Source organism: Candidatus Diapherotrites archaeon, from assembly GCA_040755695.1.
GTDB lineage: Archaea > Iainarchaeota > Iainarchaeia > Iainarchaeales > 1-14-0-10-31-34 > JBFMAK01.
In genome coordinates, this window is sequence record JBFMAK010000004.1 from 56,227 (window position 1) to 81,838 (window position 25,612).

A 25,612-nucleotide genomic window follows, 5' to 3' on the forward strand; every position below is an offset into this window, starting at 1 on the left:
AAGGATTGGAATGGAAGACTACCTTAAAAGAAAAGAAGAAGAAGAAAAGCTGATGAGTAAGAACCCTGTGCTGCTCCAGATACTCCTCTCAAAAGAGCAGACCATAGAATCAAAGCTTAGGACAGCCTTCTCTTTGATCCAGACAGCAATAGGCCTTGCAGCCTTCGGCCTTGCAATAATAACCTTCTTTAAAGGCGAACTTGGATACCTGATTATTGGGGCATTCTTAATTCTTATTGCATTAATTTTGGTGTGGTTCGCAATAAAACGCTACTTCCATTACGCCCAAGAAAGCCAGATAATAAAAGAGCACAGGGCAGACTTAAGGGAATTAATAGGACAAGAATAATTAAACAAAAAAGCTGATTGAATGGAATTAAAGGATTTTGTAGGCAAGCCATGCAAGAGCAGGACTGCATGCGAGTTCATCCCAAAGAAAAAAATTGAATTGAATCTTTCCCTTACAGCGCAGAACCTAAGAGAAAAAGAAGTCATTGTAGAAATGGAGACGCCTTACCTCCTCCTAATAAAATTCAAGGGAAAAAACATTTCACTCTTCAAGAGCGGCAAAATGATAGTGAAAGAAACACAGGACGAGAGCGAAGCAAGGGTTATAGCAGAAGAATTAATAAACAAGATAATACAAAAATAGATTAAGAAATGTAAAAGAGGCAAGAAGAATGCTGAATTTTTCAATGATCCCTGAGATACTGCTTATCCCTAGAGAAGGCTTCAATGCACTGAAAAAAGAGACAGAGGCATTGGACGGAATAACCACTGGGGTAATACTCTTCATTGCGTCAACAGCCCTTTCTGTGGGATTCCTTGCCTTATTTGAACCCAACAAATTTGATGTTATTTCAGAAATAAAAACGCTTTCAACAAGCATGGTGTTCATAATAATTTTCACGATAATTGTGGGAACAATTGCAGCAAAGACAGCAAAAAAAGCATTCAATGGCATAGGCGATGCCGCAATAACAATAAGTTTTAGCGGTTACAGCCAGGCAGTATACTTCATTATCTCACTCCTGATGACCTTGCTGACAATAATTTTAGGCCTCACAATACTAAAGGAAATGCCACAAAACATTTTTTCCTTGGCGCTCTCAACAGGCCCTGCAGGCATGCTGTTCCTTGCAGTAATTGCTGCAGGAGCCCTCTGGTGGCTTTATGTTCACGGAAGCGGCATAGCAGAAGCAAACAACCTCTCTTTTTTCAAAGGGGTTGCAGTATCATTGTTCGCCAGCATTACAGCAATAGCAATAACAACATTCATTGTCCTTACAGCAGACTTTGTCATAGTAACGCAAACAGGCTTTTCAATAATCCCCTAATTGCTTATATAATGCTTTAAAACAATTTTTGCACTCAAACTCTTTATTGGTATTATATGAAAAACTCATTCAGTTTTGGAAGAATTTTAGGCATAAGCCTTGAACTGCACATAACCTTCATACTCCTAATAATAGCCATTGCAGCAGGCATCCTATTGCTTGACACAAAAAATTTTATTCCCACAATGCTCTTGCTTTTCTTCCTCTTCCTTTCAGTATTCCTGCACGAATTAGTTCACTCAATTGTTGCAGTATACAAGGGCGTGAAAGTAAAAAAAATAATCCTGCTTCCAATAGGAGGCTTAGCACAAACAGAAAGAATGCCTGAAAAACCATTAGACGAATTCCTCATCTCAATTGCAGGCCCATTATTCAATTTCCTTGTGGTCTTTGCAGTAGCATTATCAGTTGTATTCCTGCACCTGCCTTTCCCTTCAATACAGCAGTTAAGCAATCCAGCCCTATTAGAACAGTTAATGATGCAATACCCTTTATTCGCATTATTCTGGGTCAACCTAATTTTAGGTGCATTCAACCTCTTTGTTCCTGCAATGCCAATGGACGGCGGCAGGGTTTTAAGGTCATTGCTTGCAATTAAATTCGGGACAGTAAAAGCAACAGGCTTTGCAACAAAACTCAGCATTGCAATAGCAGCAGCAATGTTTCTCATAGGAATATTCGCCAATTTCTGGCTTGCAATAATCGCAGTATTCGTTTACTTTGGGGCCCAAGCAGAAAACGAGGCAACACAAATAAAAGCAGTCCTTGAAAGAAGCCCAATAAAAAAATTAATTAAGCCCTTGCCAAAAACAGTCTCAGGCGAAAAAACACTTAAAGAATTATATGGCGAAATGAAGAAAAGAAACCAGACAGGCCTGCTAATAAAATTAGGCAAAGGGCTTGGATACATTGGAATTGAATCCTTAAAGCAAGAAAAAAAAGAGAACTGGGGCAAAATAAAAGCAAAAGAGAAAGCACAGAAGATTCCCTCAATTCCAATAGAATCAACTGCCTCTGAAGCACTCACAAAACTAATGCAGTCGCCTTACAGCTTCTTCACAGTAAAAGAAAAAGCAAAAATAACAGGCATAATAGAACAGTCTGCCCTCACCAAACTATTCCAACTGAAAAGAATCGGAGAAGTATAATAAGGGAAAACATTTAAAAGGAGTGCTACACTAATATTACTATTATGGTAATATTGAGGTAACGTTAAAATGTCTGGCAAGAATGGCATTAAGGGGTTGTCCAACAAGGAGATTAGGGTAGTGTCTTTTCTGGAATTGGAGGAAAAGCGCTTCTTTTCCAAGAAAGACATTAAGGGTTTTTTCAAGTCTGCAAGCGATATGCGCAAATACATTTATTCGCTTAAACATAAAGGCAGAATCGCCAAAATAAACAAGGATAAATATTATCTTGTTCCAATTCAGGCACAGAAAGCTTGGGCAGAACACCCTTTTATTGTTGCAGATGAACTTTTTAATGGAAAAGAATACTATATTGGTGGAAAGGCTGCTGCCCATTACTGGGGGCTTATAGACCAGCTTCCTTTTATTGTTGATGTTTTTTCCACTAAAAAGCAGGGCGCCAAAACAATCCTTGGAACAAAATTCAGGTTTCGCCGTATTAGAAAGCTTGGCGGTTTTGTAAGAAAAACTATTGGTAACCACGGTTTTCTGATTGCAAGCAAAAAGGAGAGCAAAAAATGGATTTAATCAGCAAAGCCAGGCTTCAGAACATTGCGGCTGAAAAAGGCTTTAACCTCATTTACCTAGAAAAAGACTATTTTCTTACTGTCTTGCTGTATTTAATCAAAGACATTAAAGGCTTGTACTTCAAGGGCGGAACAGCATTAAACAAAACTGTATTCAACCACACAAGGCTGAGCGAGGACTTGGACTTCACTTGCACGGCAAAAATAAGCGAAGTTAAAAGGAAGATTGAAGAAATAATAAAAGAAAACCTTGGATTATTTACAAGAATTGGAACAGACAAAGAAACAGGAAAATTTACCAGAATCCAAGTCTTTTATAAAGGTTATTTCAGGAAAAAAGAATACGTTAATGTTGATTTGAATGCTAACGCCAGAATTCACTTAAAGCCGGAAGAAAAAAACGTAAAGCATTTTTATTACAGGAAAATCCCAAGGTTCTCGGTACAAACATTAAACTTCAAGGAACTTATCGCAGAAAAGGTTTCAGCAACATTCGGGCGCAACGCGCCAAGAGACTATTACGACCTTTACAACATAATAACCAAAAAAATTCCAGTAAACATAAAACTCGTAAAACAAAAACTGAAAGAACACAACCAAAAATTTGACATCAATAAAATATTCAAGCCAGGAAGCAAAGTATACAGTAGATGGCAAACAGACCTGCTTCCACTCACAAAAACAAAACCAGAATACAAAAAAGTAATAAAAACAATAGCAAAATACTTCAAATACAAGCAAAAAAAATAAACGTAAAAAAAATAATGGGTAGTTCAATGAAAATTAAAAAAATTTATTTATGGGGTAAAAAGCGTGCTTTTATTGAATTAAAAGAAGATGATTATGGTCGTCTAGTTAATATAACAAAAAAATACAGTATGGGGGGTGAAATGACTTTAGGGGAATTTTTCGCTGAATGTTTTATTGTTAAGCCAATACCTAATTTTAGATTAGCATATCACCCATCTGGTATTAGTATTGGAATCGATTTAGGCGAAAAAGGCAGACCTCTTCAACTCACTTTTATCTCCAGAGAAAAAACAATGCAAAATATTGAAAAAATTTTAGGCAAAGAAAAAACAAAAAGGCTGTTGGAATTGTTTAAACATAGGGATAAAAAAATGTCTGAAGTGTTGAAATGGAGGAATTATCTATTAACTAAACCAATAGGCAGCAGGGGGGAAGACAAATTATTGTCTGCTCTTGTGCATATTGGTAAACTACAAGACAAAGAAAGAATAGTCGAAAGAATTGACAGTGAGATTAAGAAATCCTTTAGACCACTTATAATAAATTACTGTAAAAAAAGAAAGTGGATTATTCCATTAATAGGTCCGTCCTTTATTTCAGATAAAGCAAAAATAATGAGTAATGGTTCCTCGTGGGGGGTTGGTTCAAGAAAAACATCAAAAAAATTAGTAAAAGGAACATACCAATGGCCTATTACTATCAAAGAAGATAAAGGATGGCATAAAGAAATCAAAAAAATGAGAGCAAAAACAAAAAGACAGTTATAATTAAAAAAAAATGCTGGGGTCGGATAATGGCATTCCACTGGCCTCGAGAGCCAGCGCCCTCAAGGGCATGAGAGTTCAAGTCTCTCCCCCAGCGCTGCCCCTTCTTTTCTTTAGAAAAGAAAAGAAGCGGTAAGTTGCCGGAAGAAAAGAAAGTAAAAAGTGCAAGGAGCCCAAAAAAAGAAAAAAGAAGATTGTTAATTAAATTATTTATCTTCTGAATATCCTTCTGTAAAGTTTCCTTACAGGGTGTTTTTTAGTTCTTACATGACCGGGTTCATTTATTATTGTATGATTAATTCTGCCTAGGAAATCATATTTCTTTTCAATTGTTTTAAAAGAAGTGCTGCCGTCCATAATACTTCTTATTTTACGCATTACTGTTTCTGACTGTCTTTTTCCGTTATGGCCCCACACTCGTTCTATTGTTGTGGTTTTTTCGGGCATATTAGTACTTATATGGTCAACTTTTTTTCTGATTATGATTTCTCTAAATACATTATTTGGTTTATCAAATATTATGTCTTTGGATCTTCCATTAATTGCTTCTCTAACTTGTTGCTCTGTCAAATTTTTCATTAATATCTCTCATTATATCCTATTAGTAAATAAGCTCTTTCTTATATAAAAATTTTTTGTTTTTAATTATTTTAAGGGGGAATAATAATGGATAAAGCAAGGTTTTCGGTCATTGAAATAGAGAACCCTGAAACAAACGAAATAATCATAGGCCAAGGCAATTTTACGGTGAAAACAATAGAAGACTTCTATGACGTCCTGGTGAGCAGCAGTCCTGGAATAGAATTCGGGGTGGCAATGAACGAGGCAAAACCAAAGCTGGTTAGAGTGAACGGGAACTTACAAGAACTAAAGGACAGGGCAGCAAAAACCTGCCTTCAATTAGGCGCAGGCCATGCATTCGTGATATACTTCAGGAAAGCCTTTCCATTGCACGTATTGAACGCAATAAAATCAATGCCCACAATAGCAAACATTTACTGCGCTACAAGCAATCCCCTGCAATTAATCACAGCAGAAACATCACTGGGAAAAAGCATTACAGGTGTTGTTGATGGAACAGCAGCAGACAAAATTGAAACACCAAAAGAAAAAAAAGAAAGGCTTGAACTGTTAGAAAAATTAGGCTTCAGGAAAAAAGAATAAAAAGCGGCTATAGTCTAGTGGTTAGGATTCGAGCTTCCCAAATCAGAACCTAACGGTTCCGATACCTCCCTTAAGAGGTTGTGATTGGAGTGAGCTCGCTACCCGGGTTCGAATCCCGGTAGCCGCACTTCAAGTTTGGTTATTTGGATTTAGTCTTTTCCAACAGTGCCTAATGCTAAGGCATACGAATAGAATGGGCCTCAAAGCTCATGGTATTTTGCCGGCTGTTTTTCTATTTCAAAGTAATTTTTTACGAATTCAGAAAACTTCAGCCATTTCTCCCTGTGCTCTCTGGCTTTTTGCGTAAAAGAAAAAAACAAAGATATGTTGAACCAAATGCGAGCTTCAAATTGGATTATGGAAAAATCCCTGGCAAACATTATAAGAAAATGATTCAAGAAGAAATACAAGAAAAACAAACCTGCAATAAAAAATAGTAATTCAATAATAAAAAAAGGAAAAAATCCAGTTAAAAAAGCAAATATGATAAAAAGCGGAAAAATAAATATCATTGAAAATGCCCCTACTGCCCAGAAGAAAATAAATTGAAAGATATAAATTTTCATGAGCTCTTCCTTTCCCATCTCATTAACAAAAGACATCTGGCTCATGCTCGTCAAACCTTCTGTTTTGAATTCAACAATTAAAGCATTCTCAAATTTTTGCCAGAATTCCTTGTATTTGTCACTGAGAGCCTGCTTAAGTTCAGTGAAGCTGAATCTTTTGTTTTCTTTTTTAATCCATTCCATCAGAAAATTCAATACAACCAATTCAGAGGTGTTTAAGCCTGCTGTTTTTTCATCATTAATTCTTGGAAAAAATTCTTCACCAAAACTTTCAAGCTTGACTGCCCCTTTGTCTTCCAGCCTGAAAATTGAAGCCATAAAACTATTTTTTGAAAAATACTTTTTCACTAGAAATTCTGCAAGGCCAGGAGAATAATCAAAAGGTGGCTTTTCAAAATATTCTCCCACAAAAATCAACTCTAAACTATTAATATACAAAAGCTTTAAATATTACCTTAACTCTTTAAACTAATTGAAAAGCATTTTTTAATGCTTCAAATAAAAGGGAGGTTTAACAATGACATTGCAGGAAATAAAAAGCCTTGACATAATGTCAGCAGCCAAAATCTACGGGGCAATGGGATTTATTGCAGGCATAATAATGGGAATAAGTATCTTGATATTTGGAACAGCAGCCTCAGGAGCTCTGGGTTTTGGCGTTGGTTTATTGGGCTTCATAATGGCAGTAGTACTTTACACAATTATTGGCTTTGTTGGAGGCCTTGTAGGAGCATTCATCTATAACATTATTGCAGGTTTCATCGGCGGAATAAAAATAGAATTGAAGTAAATAAACCGCCCCCTTTTTCTTTTTTTTATTTTTTTGGGTTAAAGGTTTTTTGTTAGTTCTGATTTGAGTTTTTCGAATAATTTGCTTGAAATCTTTCCGATTTCTTTCAGGAATAATAGCTTTTCCATATTTCATCTTCTTTGTTATCCCAAATCTTTTCCAACGCCTTCTGGGACAAAGCAGCCTTAGAATAATTCTCTTCCTCAATCTTTTCTCTGCCTGGTTCTCTCATGATCTTGCTCCTGCTATTATATAACACTAATCTTCTTTTATTAAAGTAGATTTGATTAACTGTTTTTCTTTTCTCTTGAACAAGGACTTAATTTCATTTAATTCCTTGTGTGGGCCAATGAATGTAATGGAAGGGAAATGAATGAATACCTTGATGCCTGAGAATTCAAGCGAAAGATTCTTTGAGGAGTCATACAAAAAGTTTTCGCTTACCAGTTCAAGCAATTTATCAAGAGACTGAACTGGAAGAAGTAAAGAATTCTCTTTCTTTTTTGCATTGAATTTGGCTGAAACCAAGTCAATGAAGGAAAGGTCATTTGATTCAAGAAAGAATTCCTGCGGTTGGAGCATGCTTTGGATTCTGGAAATGCATTCAAGGGAATTCCAGTTCAAGTCCAAAGAAAAAAAGTCATTGAAATTGAATTCCTTGAGCGATTCAATGTGAGAGGAAAAAACCTTTGAAAGGTAATCCAGGTGCCTTGCCTTCAATTCAATCCTCTTGTTCAATTCAATTAACTCGCTTACATTGAACTGGCTTGAACTCTTTGCTGCCTTCAGGAGCTCTGAGTCCTCTTTTGCTCGCTCAATTAAGGTTTGAAGGTACTGCACAATGGATTCAATTTCGTTCTCTGCGTTCTTGGTTTTGAGCAGGGAATTCAATTTCATTAAAAGCTTGTTCTTCATTTCAGAGTTAATTTCAGTTGCTCCTTTGTCTGTAATAAAGAAGTGTTCTCCTTTTTTTGTTATTAAGCCCAGGGAAAGGCAGTCCTTTAAAGTCCTTGAAAGGGAGGCCTTGGCTGAATTCATTGAACTATAAGAAGAAGAGGTTTTTCCGAGCAAGGAATTAAAGCTTATTCCCTGATATTGTTTAATCATCAGCAGAACAGAATTCTTTACAGTCATCAATAAATAAAAGGAATGCGAAAGAAATAAAAATAAGATAAGCACTTCATTTAATAGCAAAAGAAAAGAAGGAAAAAAATGATTTACTCAATAATAAATTCAATAAAGCTGCTGGCAACAAAACCCTTCTATATAATAACGGCTTTGGTGATAAGCATCATCAATGCAGTCCTATTATTTTTCGTCCAGGACGACTTAACGCAGTTTTTGAGCGGTTCTCTCCTAACAGGAAACCTGCCTTCAAGCAATATCACTGTACTGCCGTACCAGGTAATTTCAATGTACCCAAAGCAGTCAATAGAATTGATTGCAGTCTTCTTCTTGTGGATTCTATTGAATGTAATGCTTTTCTTTGGCTTTGCCCATTACTCAAAAAAATTAAACCAGAAAAAGGCAAATGCGGGCGCATCATTCGGCTTCATGGCAGAAAAACTGCTTGAGGCAGTGAAAGTTACAGTGTTCTTTTTCTTGATTGGAGCATTGTTTGCAACCTTAATCTGGTTTGCATTGGTTTTAACCATATCAAACGCAATTCTGGGGATTATTGCATTAATAATACTGGCAATCATACTGCTTTTGGTTTTAATTGAATTCATTCTGACTCCTGCCGTGATGGCAGCAGAAGAACTGAAATTAAAGGAAGGCCTAAAAGAAACATTTGCCTTCTCCTCAAAGCACTCGATCGAAATATTAATACTCATAATAATTATTGGAGTGATTGACACCCTGATAAACGAAATAATAATTTTAATAGAAGATTTTTCCTTTGCGCAGAATTACTGGGTCCAGAACGGAATTGAAATAATTGCGGCATTGATTGTCACTTCCCTTGCATTCTTAATCTTAACCCAATTCTACTTAACAAAGAAAAAAGAATAAATAAAGCATTAAACAGTGAAAGAAATGGCCACAATAGCAAAGCTCAGGCTGAAAAACTTCAAGTCATTCAACAAAGCATTAATTCCTTTCAGCCAAGGCTTCACCTCAATAGCAGGAAGCAACGGAAGCGGAAAATCAAACATCCTTGACGCACTAATGTTTGTATTAGGAATAACAAGCCTTAAAACCCTGCGCGCTTCAAAGCTCACAGACCTGGTGAACCACAACGCAACAGAAGGATACGCCTTAGTGGAGATTGAACTCCAAAACAAGGAAAACAATTACATGCTTTCAAGGGAAATAGACAAAAAGGGAGTTTCAGTTTTCAGGCTAAACGGAAAGAGAAGCACATTAAACGAAGCCAACAGCCTCTTGAACGAATTAGGCATAAGGGCAGACGGCTACAATATTGTGGTGCAAGGAGACATCACAAGAATAATTGAAATGAATGCAGTGGAGAGAAGGGAAATAATTGATGACCTTGCAGGGCTTAGGGAGTACGACGAAAAAAAAGGTGAAGCACTAAAGGAATTGGACAAAGTAGACCAGAAAATCAAGGAAGTGACAATTGTACTAAAGGAAAGGGAATCATATTTAGAGGAAATAAAAAAAGAGAGGGAAGCAGCATTAGAGCACCAGAAGCTTTCAGCAGAATTGCAGCAGACTAAAGCAACCCTGCTTGACAGCGAAATAAAAAAAATAAACAAGGAAAGCAATGAATTCCAAGAAAAAAAGATGGAATTCACCCAGTCAAGGGAAAAAGCAGAGGGAACATTAAAAGAAATAGCAGAAGAAGAAAAAAGAATACAGCAAAAAATTGAAGAACTCAACAGAAAAATAATTGAGTCAAGCCAGAAAACCTATGCAGGAATAGGAATAGAATTAGAGGAAGCAAAATCAGAGAAAAGGCTCAGCGAAGAAAAAATCAGCCAGAGAAAGGAATTCACCATAAGGATAAACAACAGGATTCACTCCATCACAGAAAAAGCAAACTCAATAAAGGAAAGAAAAACAGAAACAAAAAATAGAATTAAAGAAATCCAGGAAAAAGAGCTTGAGTTTGAAGAAAAAATAAAAGAAAAGGAAAACCAAATAAAAAAAGAAAAAGAGAGGATTGGCTCAATAAAAGAAAAAATAAACAGGCTCAAAGAAAAAATAAAAAACGAGAATATCAAGCTCAACAAAAGCAAAGAAGAATTCTTCCAGTCAAAAGCAGAAAGCGAAAGGCTCAAAAAAGAAATAGAAACACAAGAAGAAGCACTCAAAGAAATAAAAGAAGACCTTGCCTCAATAAATGTCTTCAGCAAAAGCAAGGGCCTAAGGGAAAAAATAAAGGGCTTGCAAAGACTCATTGAAGAAACACAGAAAGCCCTAGGAAAAGAGAAAGCAAGGGAAATAGAGAAAATAAAGGCTTTGACAAAAGAGATTGAGACAGGATTAAAGGAAATCCTTGAGGGCGTAGAGGAATTAAGCCCTGAAAATAAAAGGCAAAAAATTGAAGCCTTACAGAAAGAGAATGCAAAGAAATTCAAGGAAAGCTTTGAGCTGAAGTCAAGGCAAGAGAAAGAAATTGAATTAATAGAAAAAGAAACAGAAATAAGGGAGAGAGAAAGAATCGAGTTAGAGGCAATGCTTGGAGAGGAGAGTGGAACAGAAAAAGAATTAAGTGAACTGAAAGCCCAAAAGATTGAAGCAGGGCTTCAAATAAATTCATTCAATGAAAGCCTAGGGGAAATGGAATTCAACGAGAAGGAAGGCATAAAAGAAACAAAAGACTTAATGGAAGACATTGACAGCGCAAGAAAGGCAATGGCAAAAGAAGAAGAGAGAATAAGCGAACTGAATGAAAAGATAAGGAAACTGAATATTGAGCTCGAGAAGCAGACGCAGGAAAGCCATTACCTCTATGAAGAAAAAGAAAAGGAAAGCACGAAGACAGGCGCACTGCAGGAAAAAAAACTGAAGCTGGAACAAAAAATATCTAAGTTGATAAAGGAAGAAAACGAGATAGAGATAGAGAAATCAAAGAACGAGGTAAGGCTTGTTGACCTGCAGGAGGAATTCAAGGATTTAAGCGAAATAAAGAAACTTGAAGGATTTGAAATAGAGGAATTAAGGGAGAGAATGCTTGAATGCGACAAGAGAATAAAGGAGTTAGGCCCAATAAACCTCAAAGCAATAGAGTCATTCGAGGGCCACGCAAAAGAATTGATTGAAATAAAAGAGAAATCAGAGAAACTGGACAAGGAGAGGAATGCAGTAATCGAAATGATTGACAAGATTGAAGTGAAAAGGCTCAATGTATTCACTGAATGCTTCAATCAAATAAACCAGAACTTCAAGAAAATGTACGAGGCATTGGCAGAAGGAGAAGGCTTTTTGAGGCTGAGCAATGAATTGGACCCATTGAATTCAGGCCTGTTAATTGAAGCAAAGCACGAAAGCGAGAAATTAAAGAACATTGATTCAATGAGCGGGGGAGAAAAAAGCCTTACTGCAATAGCATTCCTTTTCGCAATACAATTATACCAGCCGGCTCCATTCTACTTCTTTGACGAGGCAGACGCTGCACTAGACAAAGCCAATTCAGTCAAATTAGCAAGAATGATAAGGCAGATATGCTCTGAAAGCCAGTTCATTGCAATAACCCACAATGACGTCCTAATAAAAGAATCAGACCAAATAATAGGCGTTGCATTGAACGAAAACAACACTTCAGTCATAGGACTAAAATTAAGGGAAGAATACGAAAAAAAAATAAAAGAAAACAATTCTCCAGAAAAAAAACAGCAAGCAATACAAATTGCCTGAAATCATTTCTTCTTTTTAGTTTTCTTTCCGTTGGACTTTCTCTTGGGTTTAGGTTTTGATTTGGGGGTTTGCTCTGCCTTTATTTCTTCTTTTTCTAATTTACTTAAATCAATTTTGGGTTCTTCGTCTTTCTTCAGTTCCCTTTCTTCCTTTCTCTCTTCTTTTAGGAGCTGGGATTTCTCTTTCGTGTAGGAATCCATTCTCTTCTTGTACTCCTGCTCTGAAATTAAGCCTCTGCCATAAAGCCTTTTCAGGCCTGCAAGGCTTCTGTCCTTTGCCTTCAGTTCCTCCCTGAACCTGTCAATGTCAATCAAGTGAGTGGACTTGGATTTAAGAGAGCCTTCAACTAATTCCAATTCCTTCTTGTACTCAGAGCTCAGCTCAGAGTGCTTTTCCTGTGAAATCCTTCCTGAAGCAAGGGCTTCATCCAATCTCAATTGAAGTTTCTTGATTCTTTCAGCCTGGTACTTGGGCTTAACAGAATAATTCAGGTAATTGCTGTACAGCAGGAGGATCACAAAAACAATTAATGCGACGATCACAGTCCCCATAATTAAATTGAAGAGAGCTTGCTGGTTATCTGAAGGGGTTAAATTAACATTTAAAATATTCCCTCCTTGCCCCTTTATGTATTGGGACTCACTGAAGGTGCCATAATAAGAGTAAATGTCTGTTGCTGAATCATACAATGCCTCTGAGAGATAAGCAAGGCTCAAGCCGTTCTTTAATTTTTCTTTTGCAACTATTACCTGCCCGTCCTTCTGATAGAAGTATGCTGCATCAAGGAAGTATCTTGCGTGAGCAACGTAAAGTCTGCTCCAGCCGAAGACCTTCTTTGAGCTTGAATTCTTTTTAATTGAAGATTCAATTGAATTTATTTTTTCTTGGAGCATTGAATGAAGGGCATTAAAGTCTTTGTCTTTTGAGTCTAATTCAGCGTTAATTAATGCAACAGAAGAGCTTGAATCAAAGAGTTCAGCCAGAAACCATTTCAGTTCTTCCTCTTTTTTTGCTGCCTCAAGCCTTCTCTGAATGTCTTTAATGTCCTCTGAATCTAATACCTTGATGCCGTTCTCTGCATTAACCAAGTAATTGTCTGATGCCCCTTTAAAGTGGTCGTCAGGCTTTACCATTGCAGTAGAGTTCTTTGCTATCTCATAAAAGCTTTTTGAAGCCTTATACCAGCTTACAGCGAACTCGTAGTCCTGAATGTCTTCCAGGGCAGTAGAATTAGTTGTTGACCCTTCCCTAATATCAACTACAATTGTTGTTTTGGGCTGCTGCAATTTCTCCAAATTCAACTGGCTCCAAGCAAGCCTTTCCTGTGCTGCAATATACCAGTCTAACTGATCAATAGGAACAAAAGAGTCAAGGTTTGCCTTCAAATTGGTTATATCATTGCCTAATTCCTCAAGCCTTCTCTTAAACAAGGTTGAACTATCATCCAAAAGAGAAGGGTTATCAGAAACATCTTTTACAAGAGAAGCATAAACATTCGCAAGGAAGGCATTGTTTGCAGCAGAGTAAAGGTAATTATTATCATAAAGGCTTTGTGTTTCCTTTAAAGTGCTTTCAGCTGAATTCAGCATGCTTAACAGGAAATTTATTTGGGCCTGATCTGAAAGCCTTGTGTTTGAGAGTGAAGCCTTTGCTTCATTTATTCTTTCCTTTGTTTCCTCAATCATTTCTTTTGTAAGTGACTGCATTGGATAAAGGCTTGAATCAAGAGGGATAGGCTTTGGCTCAAAGATTTCTTCAGGCCCTGCAGAGCCCTTGTTGACGTCAATCTGCTCTATTGGAGTGAAAGCAAGTTTAAGCACTTCATCAATGCCCTGAACTTCAACTACCTTCAGAGTCCATTCCTGAATAGCATAATCAACCAAATTAATGTTTTTTACTGTGCTGTCTGTTTTGATCATCTGTTTTGCTGAGCCTTTAGGAATCATGAAAAGCCTTATTCCTGTCCTGGCCGCCTCCTTTGATTTTTCAAAGACTCCTGCAACGCTGCCTACAGTGCCGTCCTCTGAGATCGTGCCAGTAATTCCAACCCTTGCATCCAATTTCTTGTCTTCAAGCATTGAAATTGTAAGCAGTGCCATTGCTGCTCCAGCGCTAGGGCCTTCAACCATTGAGGCATCAGAATTAATGTCAAACTTGTAATCGTAATCTTCAATTTTGCTGTAATAATTTCTTGCAAGCTTTAATGCAGTCCTTTCAGCGCTTTGAGTGGTAGTTCCAACCAAAGGGTTTACTGAAGACCAGATCTTTCCTGTTCCGGGCTCAATTGTAAGCGTTAAGTCAGCAGAGATTGCTCCTCCATCCCCTGTCACAGCAAAAATCTTCATTGAGCCATTGGTGATTACAGCAGAAACATTAAAAGAGAACAGAATTAAAAGAACGAAAACCAAAAAAAACTTCTTCATACAAGTAGCAATTAATCCACAAAAAGAAATTTAAATTAATTCTTTTGGTTAGAAGAAAAAGAAATTAAAACAAAAAAAAGGAAAGAAGGATTCAGCCGAATAATGCTCCTAGTCCGGCTGCTGCTTCTTCTTCGGTTTTGGCTTCTTCTTTCTTTTCTTCCTTTTTTTCTGCCTTGGCTTCTTGTGCTGGAGGTTGAGCTGGAGCAGAAACTGAAGGCATTATTGAAGCGCTCTTTATTGCCTCGTCAATGTTGACTTCCTTCAGTGAAGCAATCAAAGCCTTAACCCTTGCAGGGTCGGCTTTAATTCCTGCGGCTTCAAGGACTGAAGTAACATTTTTTTCGTCAATGCTTTTCTTTGCTGAGTGAAGCAGCATTGCAGCATAAACGTATTCCATTTTTTTCACCTCTTTAATTTTTTTTAATTCATTTTTATTTTAATAAAAATTTTCACTCCTTGATTTTCTCCTTTAACAATTTTGCCTCAATGTCTGCCTTCTTGATGAATTCATTTACTGTTTCCTCGTTGTAAATTCCGGCGTTCAGTGAAAGGCTCAAGGAATCAATGAAGGCCTTGAAAAGCAAGTGCTTTACTGTTTCGCCTGTAATATAATAGGAATTCAATGCCAGGTTCAATGCATTCAAGTGCGCCTGCCTGAATTCCCCGAAAACCTTTGCTTCATCTATGTCTAATACTCCGGCCTTGAATATTTGTTTTCCTTCAAGGACCCCAATCAAATTCAATCCAACCTTTATTGGTTTAATATTCAATTTATTTAAAGTGCCAGCAGCAGGCTTTGAGACAATTGCGCCTTTCTTGCAGACAACTGTGTCCTCTGGAATCATTATTGTTGCGCCTTGAATTCTTGCATTGATTCCAGCTTGCTTTAAATCGCTTAAAGCTGGACCTGGGGGAAGGCCAGTGTCTCCTGCCGGGACAATTAAATCGAATGGGGCAATCATTCCTGCTTTTGCGCTCATGCTTCCCTTGTTTTTCTTGAGCACTGCATAAAGCTCGAAAGGATTCAATTCAGTGAAAATTACTGCAATAGAGCCAGAAATCATTTCATCCAGGCCAAGCCCTTTCACTTTGGATTCACTCAAAGCCTTTTTTACCACTCTTGCCTTTGAAACCTTTATTACTGCCTTGGGCTTAAGCAGTTTTCTTGTGTCCTGAAATAATGCAGCAGGGAAACTTGAAATGTCAGCCAATGCAATTACAGGGTATTTTTCTGCCAACTGCTTTAATTCCTCTAATTCTGCATGCTTCCACTTCTTTGTATGGCGTGTCATTGTGCTTCACCTTTCTGCACTTCGCCAACCTTTACTGGGGGGCCCATTGTCAGTTTCACAAAAACAGATTTTACGTTCTGCTTTTTTCCAGGCAGCTTTGCTTCAACTGCCTCATAAACTGAAAGAATGTTTTCAGCCAATTGCTCGTCAGGCATTTTCTCGTTGCCTACACTCAAGTGAATTACAGGCATGAATTTGCCTTTCTTGTTTGTAATCCTTGTAGTGCTCGAACTCTTTGAAACAAATTGCTGCACAGCCTTGACATCAGGCTGAACAGGCTTAGGCATCTTGCCTCTTGGAGCCAGAATTTGACCCAAAAATTTTCCTACAGTAATCATCACAGGGCCTTCAGCAAGCAATACATCAACAGAGTCAGCAAGCTCTTGGACCTGCTTTTTGTCAAGGGCCTGAATTTCGTTCTCCATTATTACCCTTTCAACAATTCCCTTCAGGGAAGAAGCAAAGCCTTTGTCGCGCACGAAAACCAGTGCCCTGACCTTTTTTGCTTCCTGGTGAGGCAATACTACCTCCAAGTCAATCCTGTTGGTGTCCTTCTTAAAGTCAATTCCCTTGAAATTGATTGTCAAGTCAACAGACTGCCTGAATTTCCTTGTCTTGCCTTTGTCGCGGGCCTTCTGCAATGCTTCTAGTACTTCCTTTTTATCCAATCGAAAACCTCCTGCAAAACTTTTGGGAAAAGTTTTATCAAAAAAACTCTCCGAGTTAGCAGTAGTAACGGATTAAAATCAAGAAAAATTTACATAATAATTATGGGGCAAGGTTTAAAAAAGAAGGAGTTAAAAAAGAATTCGCAACAACTTAATAATAAATGGAAGTTAAAGAGCCAGAATTTAAGAGGGTGAAATTAGACTTAGCCTTTTTTCTTAAAGTACTAATAATAGCAAATTTTCTGATTATTTTCTCTGTTCTTTTCTTGCATCCAATACCAGAATACCTTCTTGTTACCGACACAATAACACACATAAAATGGATTGAACTAATAAAAAAAGACTTCAAATATATTGACTACAATCATTTTGGTTCTTATCCTAAAGGATTCCATTTAATCAATGCTGCATTAAGCTTCCTGTTGCCAGTAGGAACAGCAATGGCACTCAGCACTGCAATATTTGGCGCCCTACTAATAGTCTTCTCATACAAGCTTGCTTTTCTTGTAAGCAAAAACAAAACACAAGCATTAACAACCGCATTTATTACCTCGACAATTAGTGTTGGGGTTACTTCTTCAATTTCTTCGGCAATACCCCAAACCTTTGCTTTAGCTTTAATGGTGATGACTGCATATTTTTTCCTTAAAAAGGACTGGATTAAAGGAGGCATAACATTAGGCATTTATTCAACTATTCACACTTCTTTCCCTTTAGTGATCGGGTTAATTTTAATTATTGCGTTGATAGATTTATTTAAAAGAAACAATACAGAAAACCTTTTTGTCTTAATTAAAATGATTGCTTTAATGCTGGCTTTTTTTCTTCCCTTAGTTCTCTTTCAAAATTATTATAAAATGCAACCGGCAGTGATCCTTGATTCACTGCCAAGAATTCAATTCTATGATGATATGATTTCTCCTTTAAGCCTTCTTTCAGTCACAAGTCCTTTTGGGATAATATTGTTAGCATTTATTGGGTTATATTTTTATAAAAAAAACATTTCAGAACAAAAATTTCAGTTAATGATATTATGGTTTTTAATTCCTTTAGCCTTATCACAGGCATACTGGCTCACCGACTCAGGCCTTGTGTTGTGGATTTTTCCGGCTTCAAGAATTCTCATATTCTTCTTGTTTCCAGTAGCATTCTTTTCTTCAAAAACAATTATGATGCTTAAAAGAAAGGAAATTATTTTTGCTGTAGTTTCAATAATATTCCTTATTTCAGTATCAAACTCTTTTAGTTTATACCAACAAAAACCTGCAATTGACAAATATGATTTTGAATTAATTGAACACCTAAAAAAAGATGGAAAAATAGACAAAATTATAGCTGGTGATTACGGTGCGCAAGTAATACAACTAAGCTTGAATAAAGGCGTTTCCGATCGAGATTTATGGCTTATTTTTGGGGGCTATTTAAAAACACTAATAGACGAAAACAGGGTTGATTTTGTTTTATTATACAAAAAAAAATATTCCAAAGGATATGAAGTTAAAAGAGGCGTAACAAAAGATTTTGAAAACAAGAAATGGATTTTACTTAAAATAGGGAAAGAATTAAAATTTCAGAAACCAGAAAATTTGAATTTATATTTGATAAGTTTTATTACATTTCTAAACTCTAAATATGAGAAAATAGCCATCAATAACCCTTATTTTATTGCAGTGATTGCAGAAGATTCGAAAGACATAACCTGCATGAAAATGCTGGAAGGCATTAGTATTGAAAGCTGCCCCAAAGAGGTTGATTTCATCATAAAAGGAGAGAAAAAAAATATAATAGAGCTATTCAACTCATACGACAAGGATTACTTTAAATTAAAGTTATTATACATGTACAGAAAAAAAATGCTAAATTTTTCTTCACCACTAAACCCATTCCTTAAATTAGAAAATGCAGAATACCTCTCACACATAAAAAGATGGACTTCAACATCACCTTATTCCCAACCAAATGAAAATATAGCAAGGGTTTTCTGGGCGCTTGGCTTAAGATAAAAAAAGGTGTTTGAAATTGATTGCTGCAATAATCCCCGCATTAAATGAAGAAGCCGCAATAGAAAAAGTTGTAAAAGAAACAAGAAAATTTGCAGGCAAAGTTATTGTAGTCAGCGACGGCAGCACTGACAGGACAGCAGAAAAAGCAGAAAAGGCAGGCGCAATTGTTTTGGCCAACTCTGCAAACATGGGGAAAGGCTTTGCTTCAAGAATAGGAGTAAAAAAGGCATTGGAATTCAATCCAGAAATCATAGTTCTAATTGACGCTGACTTGCAGCACGACCCAAGAGAAATTCCAAAAATGGTTAGAGAATTAAAAGAAAAGAAACTGGACCTTGTACTAGGTGCAAGGATTGGAAAAAAAGGCATGCCTAAAACAAAAACAATCGGCAATGCCTTAATTGATTTTTTAATAAGAATATTCTATGGAATCAATTTGAAAGACAGCCAGTGCGGTTTTAAGGCAATAAAAAAAGAAGCCCTGCAAAAGATAATGTGGAATTCAAATGACTACGGCATGGAAACAGAGATTGCGGCAAGGATAGCAAAGAACAAACTCAAATTTAAAGAAGTTCCAATAAAGACAGCATACAATGATAAATATAAGGGAACAAGTGTTATTGATGGGATAAAGATTTTTTTGAACATAATTTGGTGGCGTATCTTTATATGAATTTGCTGCTGCTTCAAATAATAGTAACCTTATTCAGCGTTTTAATGATATACGTGGCTTTTATTACATACAAAAAAAGACAGATACTCCAAATGGACTTCATTTTATGGCTTTTTGTGTGGGCCTGCTTTATAATAGGAATAAACTTTTCTGAAAGCTTCAAGAAAATAATCGAGACCCTAAGAATCGGGAGAACCATGGATTTACTTTTCATTTCAGCATTTATTGTATTATTTTTCATTCTTTTTTTCCTGTTTAAAATTGCAAGAGACGACCAAAAGAAAATCAATCTGGTTGTAGAGCACTTGGCGCTAAAGAAACAGAAAAGGCAATAAAGCAATTACAATTTTTTTGCAACCACAAGCATCCTGCGAGGTATTACGCCAAAATGTTTTTCTCTCCACTCAAAGACTGGCTCAAAGCCGTTTTTTCTTTAAGATTTTCTTGAGGGTTTTCTTGGGATAATACCTCACGTGCTCCCCTAACGGGTCATAAATTTTTTCCCAGTAAAATAAGGCTACTATCAAATTCTTTAAAAAATTGAATTCAGGGGCAATAATTATGATGTTTCCATTCTTTTTTAAGACCCTTCTAAACTCTGAAAACATTTTTTTTGTGTCAGGAACATGCTCTATAACCTCGCCAGCGAATATTGTGCTGAAACTGTTGCCAGGGAAAGGAATGTCTGTGACTGAGCCCTGCCTGAACTTTACGTGAGGATAATTCTTTTTTGCTTTTTTTACTGCCGTGCGCGAAATGTCTATTCCCTGGGCCGGAACTATTTTGTTCAATTCATTTGTTATTAGCCCGTACGCACAGCCGACGTCAAGGCAGTCATTTTTAAGGAAAGGCCTTATCATTTCCATTGTTTCATTTATTTCTTTTTTGCTCCAGCGGGCAACAGGATCCTTTTCCCAAATCCTTTCATAAAATTCTTTCATATTATTTCCTTTTAGCTTTTATTATCATTGAAGTAGAAAAAAATTTATTTTTTATTTTAGGCATTGAAGGAACTACATAATCGATATCCACAAAAAACTCATTTTCTGAAAAAATTTTTTTTATTTGGCTTGAGTAAATTGCTTTCTCATCCTTGTTTAATGAACCCCCAGAAATCTTAAGTATGAATGCATACAAGTAAAACATTACTCCATTAGGCTCTATTCCGTAATAGGTGCCTTTTGGTTTTAGAACTCTTTTAATCTCTTTAAGTACTTTGTTTATGTCCTTCAAATGATGCAATACAAAAGCGACAAAAACTGCATCAAAAGACTTTTCTTTAAAAGGCAGATTAAACGCGCTTGCTTGCACAAAATCATTCAATTCGTATTTTTTTACGTCAGTTGGAAAAACCTTGTTTTTTTCGCCCAAAACTCTTGTAAATCTTCCTGCGCCGCACCCTATCTCAAGCAATTTCTTGTTTTTAATATTGAACATGTTAACTATTAGTCTTTCTGTCATTTTTTTTACCTGCCAAATTATGGCCTATGAAACCAACAATTGCCCCACACAAAAAAGCAATTCTTGAAAAAATTTCCTGAATTTCCCTTTTAATTATGCTGGACCCTTTAATCTTTTCTGGATTAAAATCAATATTGTTGTACTTTAAATTAATTTTAACCAATAGCCTTCCGTAAGCAAAACTATTATTAACAGATTTCCAGAACCCCTTGCTTTTTCTTTCGTGCAAAACAGGCGCAATAGGCAATTCCAGACCTTTGTATCCTAAATTATTTAATCTGGCAAACAATTCAGTATCCTCAGCCAAAGGAAAATTTTCATTCATTTTATTATTTTTAAGCACAGATGAATGACAGGCAATGTTAGACCAACACCAAGGTGTCTGCCTTACCTCAATTCCCCTAATTATTGTTTTTTCGCCGTGCCTTTTTACTGCCTCAACCATTTCCTCAAGCCATGTATTTGTCAAAGGCATTGCATCGCTTTCGGTTATGACCAAAATCTTTCCTTTTGCCCTGCTTATTGCATCATTTAATGCTTGAGGAATTCCTTTCTTCTGGGATGTCACTAATTCAAAGCCTTGGAATGACTGCTTCTTAAGCGCACTGATTAAAGGCTTCAATTCTTCTCTGCTTTTGGCTACTGCAATAACAGAAACTTCTTTCATTCAGCCATCTCCCTCAAAACTTTTAATGGAACGCCAAAGACCCCCTTTAAGCCGTAATACTTGTACAGATTATATAAATGAAACAAAATTATTTTAGGTTTTCTTGACAGCATTTTTTTGTGCCATTGCTTTACTGCATAATCTAAAAGCCCTTCAACTTCTTTGCAGCTATAAGAAGGCAGGTTAGTAATGCTCTTGTCATTCCCTTTGATTTTCCTCCAGTCACTTACAGCAAGATAGCCTTTTCTCTTGCACCAATCATACATTTTAGTCCCTGGAAAAGGCACACAAATAGAAAACTGCAGTGTATCAGAAGGCAAATTCAAAGCAAATTTTATTGTATTCAGATCGCTTTCCCTTGTTGAGTAAGGCAGACCCAAAACCCAGCAAACATGAGACCTCAGCTTAAATTTCCTGCAGGCTTCAACAAACCTTATAATATCTTCTCTTGTAATTGGCTTGCCGAAATGCTTCATTACATTGGGGTCAGCCGACTCAGCCCCAATAGTAACTCCAGTACAGCCAGCCTTTTTCATTAATCCAAGAAGCCCATTGCTCACCTTTGCATCAACCATGCAATTCCATTTAAGTTTCAGCTTCCGCTTGACTATTTCATTGCATATTCTCCCGGCATGCTTTTCATTTATTGCAAAACTGTCGTCATCGAAATAGAGCTCATTTGGCCGGTATTTGCCCAACAAGTAATTCATTTCATCAACAACATCTTTTGGGTTTCGTATTCTGTAGTTTGGCTTGCAGTAATAGACTGGAACAGTGCAAAAATCGCATCCTCTCGGGCAGCCCCTGCTTGAAACCAGAACAACATTAAAGCCGTTCAGTTTAGGGTCATTGTATTTTTGCATGGGAAGTTCTTCTCTCTCAGGCCAAGGCAATTCATCCAAGTTTTCTATGAGTTCACGGGCAACGAATTTGTGGCCTTTAGCATAAACGCCTTTGGGAATCTTCTTTAATTTTCCATTCAAGTATTTAATTAAATCCAAGATACTGTAATCGCACTCCCCTACAATAACATAATCATAGCCTTCCTTCAAATGCTCTCTTGGTGTTGGGGTCGCATGATAGCCTGACGCAGCAGTTATAAGAGAAGGCTTTAATTTTTTAAGCATTTTAATTGTTTTCAGGTCATAATCAAAAGAGGAAGCAGTTGTCTCCCAAATTAATATGTCTGGATTGAATTCCTTAAATTTTTTAATGAACTGCCTTCTATTCAATTCTTCTGCTGTTGAATCAATAATGTGAGCGTCATAGCCGTTCTTTTTCAGGACTGCTGTAGCATAAGCAAGCCTGACAGGAAAAGGAAAATATTTCATTGAATTTTTTGAGACAGTAATGTCCCACCTGCACCTGAGCCATGGCCCAGGGGGATTTGCAAGCAATATTTTCATCTTACCGCCAATTTAATATTTTTATAAAATCTTTTAAAATAAATATTTAAATATAACAAAAACATTCTTGGCTTTGATAACATCTTAAAGTATTTGATGTAATTTTTATGTTTGGTTGAACTCCATGCCAAAAATATTTTCTTTTTATAGAAAGCCAAATCCTCTTTGGTAAGGTTTTCTAATCTTATTGGGTAATCATTCATGCAATAATGGTAATCAGAAAGCCTTTTTATATTTAATATTGCTTTTTCTAGGCAATATTTTTCTAGATCTGTGCCTATTAATGGAGTCATTATGCTTACCTGTATTCCATCAGGATGTATTTCTTTAATGAGTCTAACTGTCATTTCAAGATCTTCTTTTGTTTCTGTTGGAGTTCCAATTATGATGAATGCATGACATAGAATTTCTGCTTTGTGTGTCATTTTAAATGCTTCTTTTATTTGTTTTACTGTTATGCCTTTTCTCATAAAATTAAGTATTTTCTGAGAGCCTGATTCAACGCCGTAATTTATGAATGTGCATCCAGCATCTTTCATCATTTCAAGTTTTTCCTTGTCAATAAGATTTACTCTTGTGCTACACTTCCAGTTTATTTTTAATGGTTTCACTGATTCACAAAATTTTTTTAGCCAATCTAAGTTCCATGTAAAAGTGTCATCAAGGAAATAAAAGATAAAATTGCTGCCATAATTGTTTATTATTTGTTTTATTTCTGCTACAACGTTTTCAGGGCTTCTCAGCTTAACTTTATCACCGAATAATTTTCTTTGAGTTGGCTGGCAAAAGATGCAATTGTATGGGCAACCCCTTGACATCATTATCTCGATTTCATGGTTCATCCTTAGATATTTGCCGTAATCAATTAATTTTCTGTTAGGAAAAGGGATTACATCTAATTTTTCAACATGCTCTCCGTAAACCAATCTTTCCTTTATTTTTCCTTTGATTATATTTAAAAAAATCTTTTCGCCCTCGCCAACTACTAAAAAGTCAACATGTTTATTCTTAAGCATATTAGCTGTGTCAACAGTAGCATGAGCTCCACCGACTATAACTTTAGCATGAGGGCATATCTTTTTGGCTATTTCAATTGCCCTTAAACCATTTTTTGCTATGGGGGTTTGTATTGAAAAACCTATGAATTTAGGACTCACTTGCTTTAATCTTTGCTTGTATTCTTTCCAACTTGTAAACGTTAAATCAATTATTTCAGATTTTATTTTATTGGCTGCTAAATAAGATGCAATATATTGAATCCCTAACGGAGCTGAACTTCCCCCTGCCAACAATTCTGGGGTTCGAGGATATACTAAAGTTATCATTTTTTCACGCCCAAACACTGTATCATCATAAGATTATAGAAGCCCCTTAAAAACTCTGGCAATTTATATTTCTTTTTAAGTTTATTAAAACCTTCAATTTTAATATAATCAAATTTTTCTAATTGAATATTATGTTTTTCAAATAAATTTTTGACTTCACTGAAGCCCGTAAACCAATGGTAATCCACACAGGCTTTCCCGAGCAATTTTTCGTCTATGAATTTCCTAAGAAACCTTGGAAACAGAATAGTGAAAGGCAGGCCGTCATGTGGATTCCAGAGAATAAACAATGGAAAATACCTTGCTTCTGTTGTTACAAATATGCTGCCTCCTTTTTTTAAAACCCTTGACATTTCGCTCGCAAAGGACTCATGGTCAGGAACATGTTCTAATGTGTCCGTGCAGATAATTAAATCAAAAAATTCGCTGGAATAAGGAATTCTCCTCCCATTCCATAATTTCAGCTCCTGCGGTTTCAGTTTGAGGTCTTTGAATCTCTGCCTTGATATCTCCAAAAAATATTTGTTGACATCTATTCCATACACTTTTGCCCCCCCTTCAGCAAATGCACAGGCAATTCCGCCTGTTCCAGTGCTTGCATCCAAAACCTTTTTGCCTTTCACTTTCAATGAAAGATGCTTTATTATTTTTCTGCCTAAATCAAACCTGCTCAAAGCATACCTTACATCAACTTCGGGCTGGGTCATAGGCTGTATTTTGTCATTCTTCCATAAAACCAATTTATCCTGCCATTTCATTTTTTTTGCACCTTAAAATTTATTGCCAAAAAACAATTTTAATCCAAATACGGCACCGGAAAGCCAAACCAAATTCCTAAGAAATATTATGACAAAAGACAATGGAATTAACTGAATTTCTTTTCTTGAAATAAAAACAAAAAAATTATAATACAAAGCAAAAAGCAAGGAAAACCCAATCAAGGAAAGATAAATTGCATCAAAGTAAAAAGGGCTTAAAATCAAAGCCAAAACAAAAACTGCAGCAAAGAGAGGGGCAAAAGGTATTTCTAGGCCTGTATAAGAGTCCCCTGAAATTTTTTTTGGGTGAATTGCATACAATTTCATTCTCCAGTAAGCCCTCCAAAACTGCTTTTTAAGGTACTCAATTAGATTGCTTGGATGCCTGTGCCAGACAAAAATGCTTTTATCAAACAGCAGCCTGCGGCCAGCCTTTGAAATCCTGAAAGAAAGTTCTGGATCTTCGCCTGAGGCCTGAGGGAAACTTTCATTAAAACCATTAAAACCCAAAAAAATGCTTCGCTTGTAGGCGCAGCAGTAAGAGCCAAGGAAATCAGTAAATTCAGGCTGCCTGCTGTGGCGCCATTCAATCTCGTATCCTGAATACCTTGCAATAATGCTTTTTCTGTTTAAGGTCCTGTAAGTGCCCCCAACGCCGGCCACACAATATTTTTTGAAGTCTTCAGAGATTTTTTTAAGAAAATCCTGCGGTGCAATGCAGTCAGAGTCAAGGAAGACAATTATTCCTGCTTTTGATTTTTTTGCCCCGAAATTCCTTGCCCCTGCAGGGCCCCTATGCTTTATTTTCAGAATTTTAATTTTAAGCCTTGATTTTTTCTCGAATTCATTTATTAACTCAAGGCTTTTGTCAGTGCTTCCGTCATCTACCAATATTACATTGAATTCATTGAAATGCTGTCTTTCAAGGCCTTGAAGGCATTTAACTATGGTTTTCTCAGAATTGTAAAACGGGATTATTACAGAAACTTTTTCTTTCATTTTTTATCCTGTTTTTGCAATTTTATTG

The 25,612-nt window shown here is 36.4% G+C and carries 29 protein-coding genes and 2 tRNA genes; 16 read left to right on the top strand and 15 right to left on the bottom strand.

Translation table 11 applies throughout. From position 1 onward, the window contains the following. The first annotated feature begins 10 nt into the window (after positions 1–10). From AB1467_06385 to AB1467_06420, 8 genes are all read left to right on the top strand, one after another. Positions 11–349, top strand: coding sequence for a DUF202 domain-containing protein (locus AB1467_06385; GenBank protein MEW6295883.1), 339 nt, complete (start codon positions 11–13; stop codon positions 347–349). Positions 350–370: 21 nt separating this feature from the next. After that, a complete protein-coding gene (locus AB1467_06390) occupies positions 371–652 on the top strand; it encodes a hypothetical protein (GenBank protein MEW6295884.1) in 282 nt (93 codons plus the stop codon). A 28-nt stretch (positions 653–680) separates the two neighbouring features. Further along, entirely contained in the window at positions 681–1,337 is a 657-nt protein-coding gene (locus tag AB1467_06395; GenBank protein MEW6295885.1) for a YIP1 family protein, read from the top strand. A 56-nt stretch (positions 1,338–1,393) separates the two neighbouring features. Beyond that, positions 1,394–2,485, top strand: coding sequence for a M50 family metallopeptidase (locus AB1467_06400; GenBank protein ID MEW6295886.1), 1,092 nt, complete (start codon positions 1,394–1,396; stop codon positions 2,483–2,485). Between the two features lie 69 nt (positions 2,486–2,554). Beyond that, positions 2,555–3,052, top strand: coding sequence for a hypothetical protein (locus tag AB1467_06405; protein MEW6295887.1), 498 nt, complete (start codon positions 2,555–2,557; stop codon positions 3,050–3,052). Then, entirely contained in the window at positions 3,043–3,801 is a 759-nt protein-coding gene (locus tag AB1467_06410) for a nucleotidyl transferase AbiEii/AbiGii toxin family protein (protein ID MEW6295888.1), read from the top strand. The genes AB1467_06405 and AB1467_06410 overlap by 10 nt, the downstream gene beginning before the upstream one ends. Further along, complete coding sequence (locus AB1467_06415) at positions 3,702–4,568, top strand: hypothetical protein (protein ID MEW6295889.1); 867 nt, start codon at positions 3,702–3,704, stop codon at positions 4,566–4,568. Before AB1467_06410 ends, AB1467_06415 begins: the two co-directional genes overlap by 100 nt. 12 nt (positions 4,569–4,580) lie before the next feature. Next, a tRNA-Ser gene (locus AB1467_06420) sits at positions 4,581–4,662 on the top strand. A 113-nt stretch (positions 4,663–4,775) separates the two neighbouring features. On the opposite strand, the gene AB1467_06425 is transcribed toward AB1467_06420, so the two are convergent. Next, positions 4,776–5,144 (bottom strand): hypothetical protein, encoded by a 369-nt coding sequence (locus AB1467_06425; GenBank protein MEW6295890.1) that lies wholly within the window; start codon positions 5,142–5,144, stop codon positions 4,776–4,778. 87 nt (positions 5,145–5,231) lie between these two features. On the opposite strand from AB1467_06425, the gene AB1467_06430 reads away from it, so the two are divergent. Next, positions 5,232–5,729: an adenosine-specific kinase gene (locus AB1467_06430; protein MEW6295891.1), complete on the top strand. Its 498-nt coding sequence runs from the start codon at positions 5,232–5,234 to the stop codon at positions 5,727–5,729. A gap of 3 nt (positions 5,730–5,732) precedes the next feature. Next, positions 5,733–5,856 (top strand) — tRNA-Gly (locus AB1467_06435). 73 nt (positions 5,857–5,929) lie between these two features. Here the strand turns inward: AB1467_06435 and AB1467_06440 are convergent. Next, a complete protein-coding gene (locus AB1467_06440) occupies positions 5,930–6,703 on the bottom strand; it encodes a hypothetical protein (protein MEW6295892.1) in 774 nt (257 codons plus the stop codon). Between the two features lie 109 nt (positions 6,704–6,812). Between AB1467_06440 and AB1467_06445 the strand changes: the two genes are divergently transcribed. Continuing rightward, entirely contained in the window at positions 6,813–7,085 is a 273-nt protein-coding gene (locus AB1467_06445; GenBank protein ID MEW6295893.1) for a hypothetical protein, read from the top strand. A 106-nt stretch (positions 7,086–7,191) separates the two neighbouring features. Here AB1467_06445 and AB1467_06450 read toward each other — a convergent pair whose 3' ends face one another. Both AB1467_06450 and AB1467_06455 read right to left on the bottom strand, forming a co-directional pair. Next, positions 7,192–7,317, bottom strand: coding sequence for a hypothetical protein (locus tag AB1467_06450; GenBank protein MEW6295894.1), 126 nt, complete (start codon positions 7,315–7,317; stop codon positions 7,192–7,194). A 26-nt stretch (positions 7,318–7,343) separates the two neighbouring features. After that, positions 7,344–8,219, bottom strand: a complete 876-nt coding sequence (locus tag AB1467_06455) for a hypothetical protein (GenBank protein ID MEW6295895.1) — start codon at positions 8,217–8,219, stop codon at positions 7,344–7,346. Positions 8,220–8,297: 78 nt separating this feature from the next. Between AB1467_06455 and AB1467_06460 the strand changes: the two genes are divergently transcribed. Further along, positions 8,298–9,098, top strand: a complete 801-nt coding sequence (locus AB1467_06460; protein MEW6295896.1) for a hypothetical protein — start codon at positions 8,298–8,300, stop codon at positions 9,096–9,098. A gap of 24 nt (positions 9,099–9,122) precedes the next feature. After that, a complete protein-coding gene (locus AB1467_06465; GenBank protein MEW6295897.1) occupies positions 9,123–11,909 on the top strand; it encodes an AAA family ATPase in 2,787 nt (928 codons plus the stop codon). A gap of 2 nt (positions 11,910–11,911) precedes the next feature. Here the strand turns inward: AB1467_06465 and AB1467_06470 are convergent, their stop codons facing one another. From AB1467_06470 to AB1467_06485, 4 genes are all read right to left on the bottom strand, one after another. Then, positions 11,912–14,332: a S16 family serine protease gene (locus AB1467_06470; protein MEW6295898.1), complete on the bottom strand. Its 2,421-nt coding sequence runs from the start codon at positions 14,330–14,332 to the stop codon at positions 11,912–11,914. Between the two features lie 91 nt (positions 14,333–14,423). Then, positions 14,424–14,729, bottom strand: a complete 306-nt coding sequence (gene rpl12p / locus AB1467_06475; GenBank protein MEW6295899.1) for a 50S ribosomal protein P1 — start codon at positions 14,727–14,729, stop codon at positions 14,424–14,426. A 52-nt stretch (positions 14,730–14,781) separates the two neighbouring features. Next, the gene (locus tag AB1467_06480) at positions 14,782–15,624 is read right to left on the bottom strand and encodes a 50S ribosomal protein L10 (protein ID MEW6295900.1); all 843 of its coding nucleotides are present in this window, start codon (positions 15,622–15,624) and stop codon (positions 14,782–14,784) included. Beyond that, the gene (locus AB1467_06485; GenBank protein ID MEW6295901.1) at positions 15,621–16,292 is read right to left on the bottom strand and encodes a 50S ribosomal protein L1; all 672 of its coding nucleotides are present in this window, start codon (positions 16,290–16,292) and stop codon (positions 15,621–15,623) included. Before AB1467_06485 ends, AB1467_06480 begins: the two co-directional genes overlap by 4 nt. Before the next feature lie 161 nt (positions 16,293–16,453). Here AB1467_06485 and AB1467_06490 point away from each other — a divergent pair, with 161 nt between their 5' ends. From AB1467_06490 to AB1467_06500, 3 genes are read left to right on the top strand one after another with little or no spacing between them, the layout of a single operon-like run. Beyond that, the gene (locus AB1467_06490; GenBank protein MEW6295902.1) at positions 16,454–18,295 is read left to right on the top strand and encodes a hypothetical protein; all 1,842 of its coding nucleotides are present in this window, start codon (positions 16,454–16,456) and stop codon (positions 18,293–18,295) included. A gap of 16 nt (positions 18,296–18,311) precedes the next feature. Further along, a complete protein-coding gene (locus AB1467_06495) occupies positions 18,312–18,968 on the top strand; it encodes a glycosyltransferase family 2 protein (protein MEW6295903.1) in 657 nt (218 codons plus the stop codon). After that, a complete protein-coding gene (locus AB1467_06500; GenBank protein ID MEW6295904.1) occupies positions 18,965–19,303 on the top strand; it encodes a DUF2304 domain-containing protein in 339 nt (112 codons plus the stop codon). Before AB1467_06495 ends, AB1467_06500 begins: the two co-directional genes overlap by 4 nt. An 81-nt stretch (positions 19,304–19,384) precedes the next feature. On the opposite strand, the gene AB1467_06505 is transcribed toward AB1467_06500, so the two are convergent. From AB1467_06505 to AB1467_06535, 7 genes are read right to left on the bottom strand one after another with little or no spacing between them, the layout of a single operon-like run. Further along, the gene (locus AB1467_06505) at positions 19,385–19,909 is read right to left on the bottom strand and encodes a class I SAM-dependent methyltransferase (GenBank protein ID MEW6295905.1); all 525 of its coding nucleotides are present in this window, start codon (positions 19,907–19,909) and stop codon (positions 19,385–19,387) included. Position 19,910: 1 nt separating this feature from the next. Then, positions 19,911–20,429, bottom strand: coding sequence for a class I SAM-dependent methyltransferase (locus AB1467_06510; GenBank protein ID MEW6295906.1), 519 nt, complete (start codon positions 20,427–20,429; stop codon positions 19,911–19,913). Next, a complete protein-coding gene (locus AB1467_06515; protein MEW6295907.1) occupies positions 20,407–21,096 on the bottom strand; it encodes a glycosyltransferase in 690 nt (229 codons plus the stop codon). The genes AB1467_06510 and AB1467_06515 overlap by 23 nt, the downstream gene beginning before the upstream one ends. Then, a complete protein-coding gene (locus tag AB1467_06520; GenBank protein MEW6295908.1) occupies positions 21,093–22,502 on the bottom strand; it encodes a radical SAM protein in 1,410 nt (469 codons plus the stop codon). Before AB1467_06520 ends, AB1467_06515 begins: the two co-directional genes overlap by 4 nt. Beyond that, on the bottom strand, positions 22,499–23,827 hold the full coding sequence (locus tag AB1467_06525; GenBank protein MEW6295909.1) for a radical SAM protein: 1,329 nt from the start codon (positions 23,825–23,827) through the stop codon (positions 22,499–22,501). The genes AB1467_06520 and AB1467_06525 overlap by 4 nt, the downstream gene beginning before the upstream one ends. Beyond that, positions 23,824–24,585, bottom strand: coding sequence for a class I SAM-dependent methyltransferase (locus tag AB1467_06530; GenBank protein ID MEW6295910.1), 762 nt, complete (start codon positions 24,583–24,585; stop codon positions 23,824–23,826). The genes AB1467_06525 and AB1467_06530 overlap by 4 nt, the downstream gene beginning before the upstream one ends. A gap of 12 nt (positions 24,586–24,597) precedes the next feature. Beyond that, the gene (locus AB1467_06535; protein MEW6295911.1) at positions 24,598–25,584 is read right to left on the bottom strand and encodes a glycosyltransferase; all 987 of its coding nucleotides are present in this window, start codon (positions 25,582–25,584) and stop codon (positions 24,598–24,600) included. Positions 25,585–25,612 lie beyond the last annotated feature (28 nt).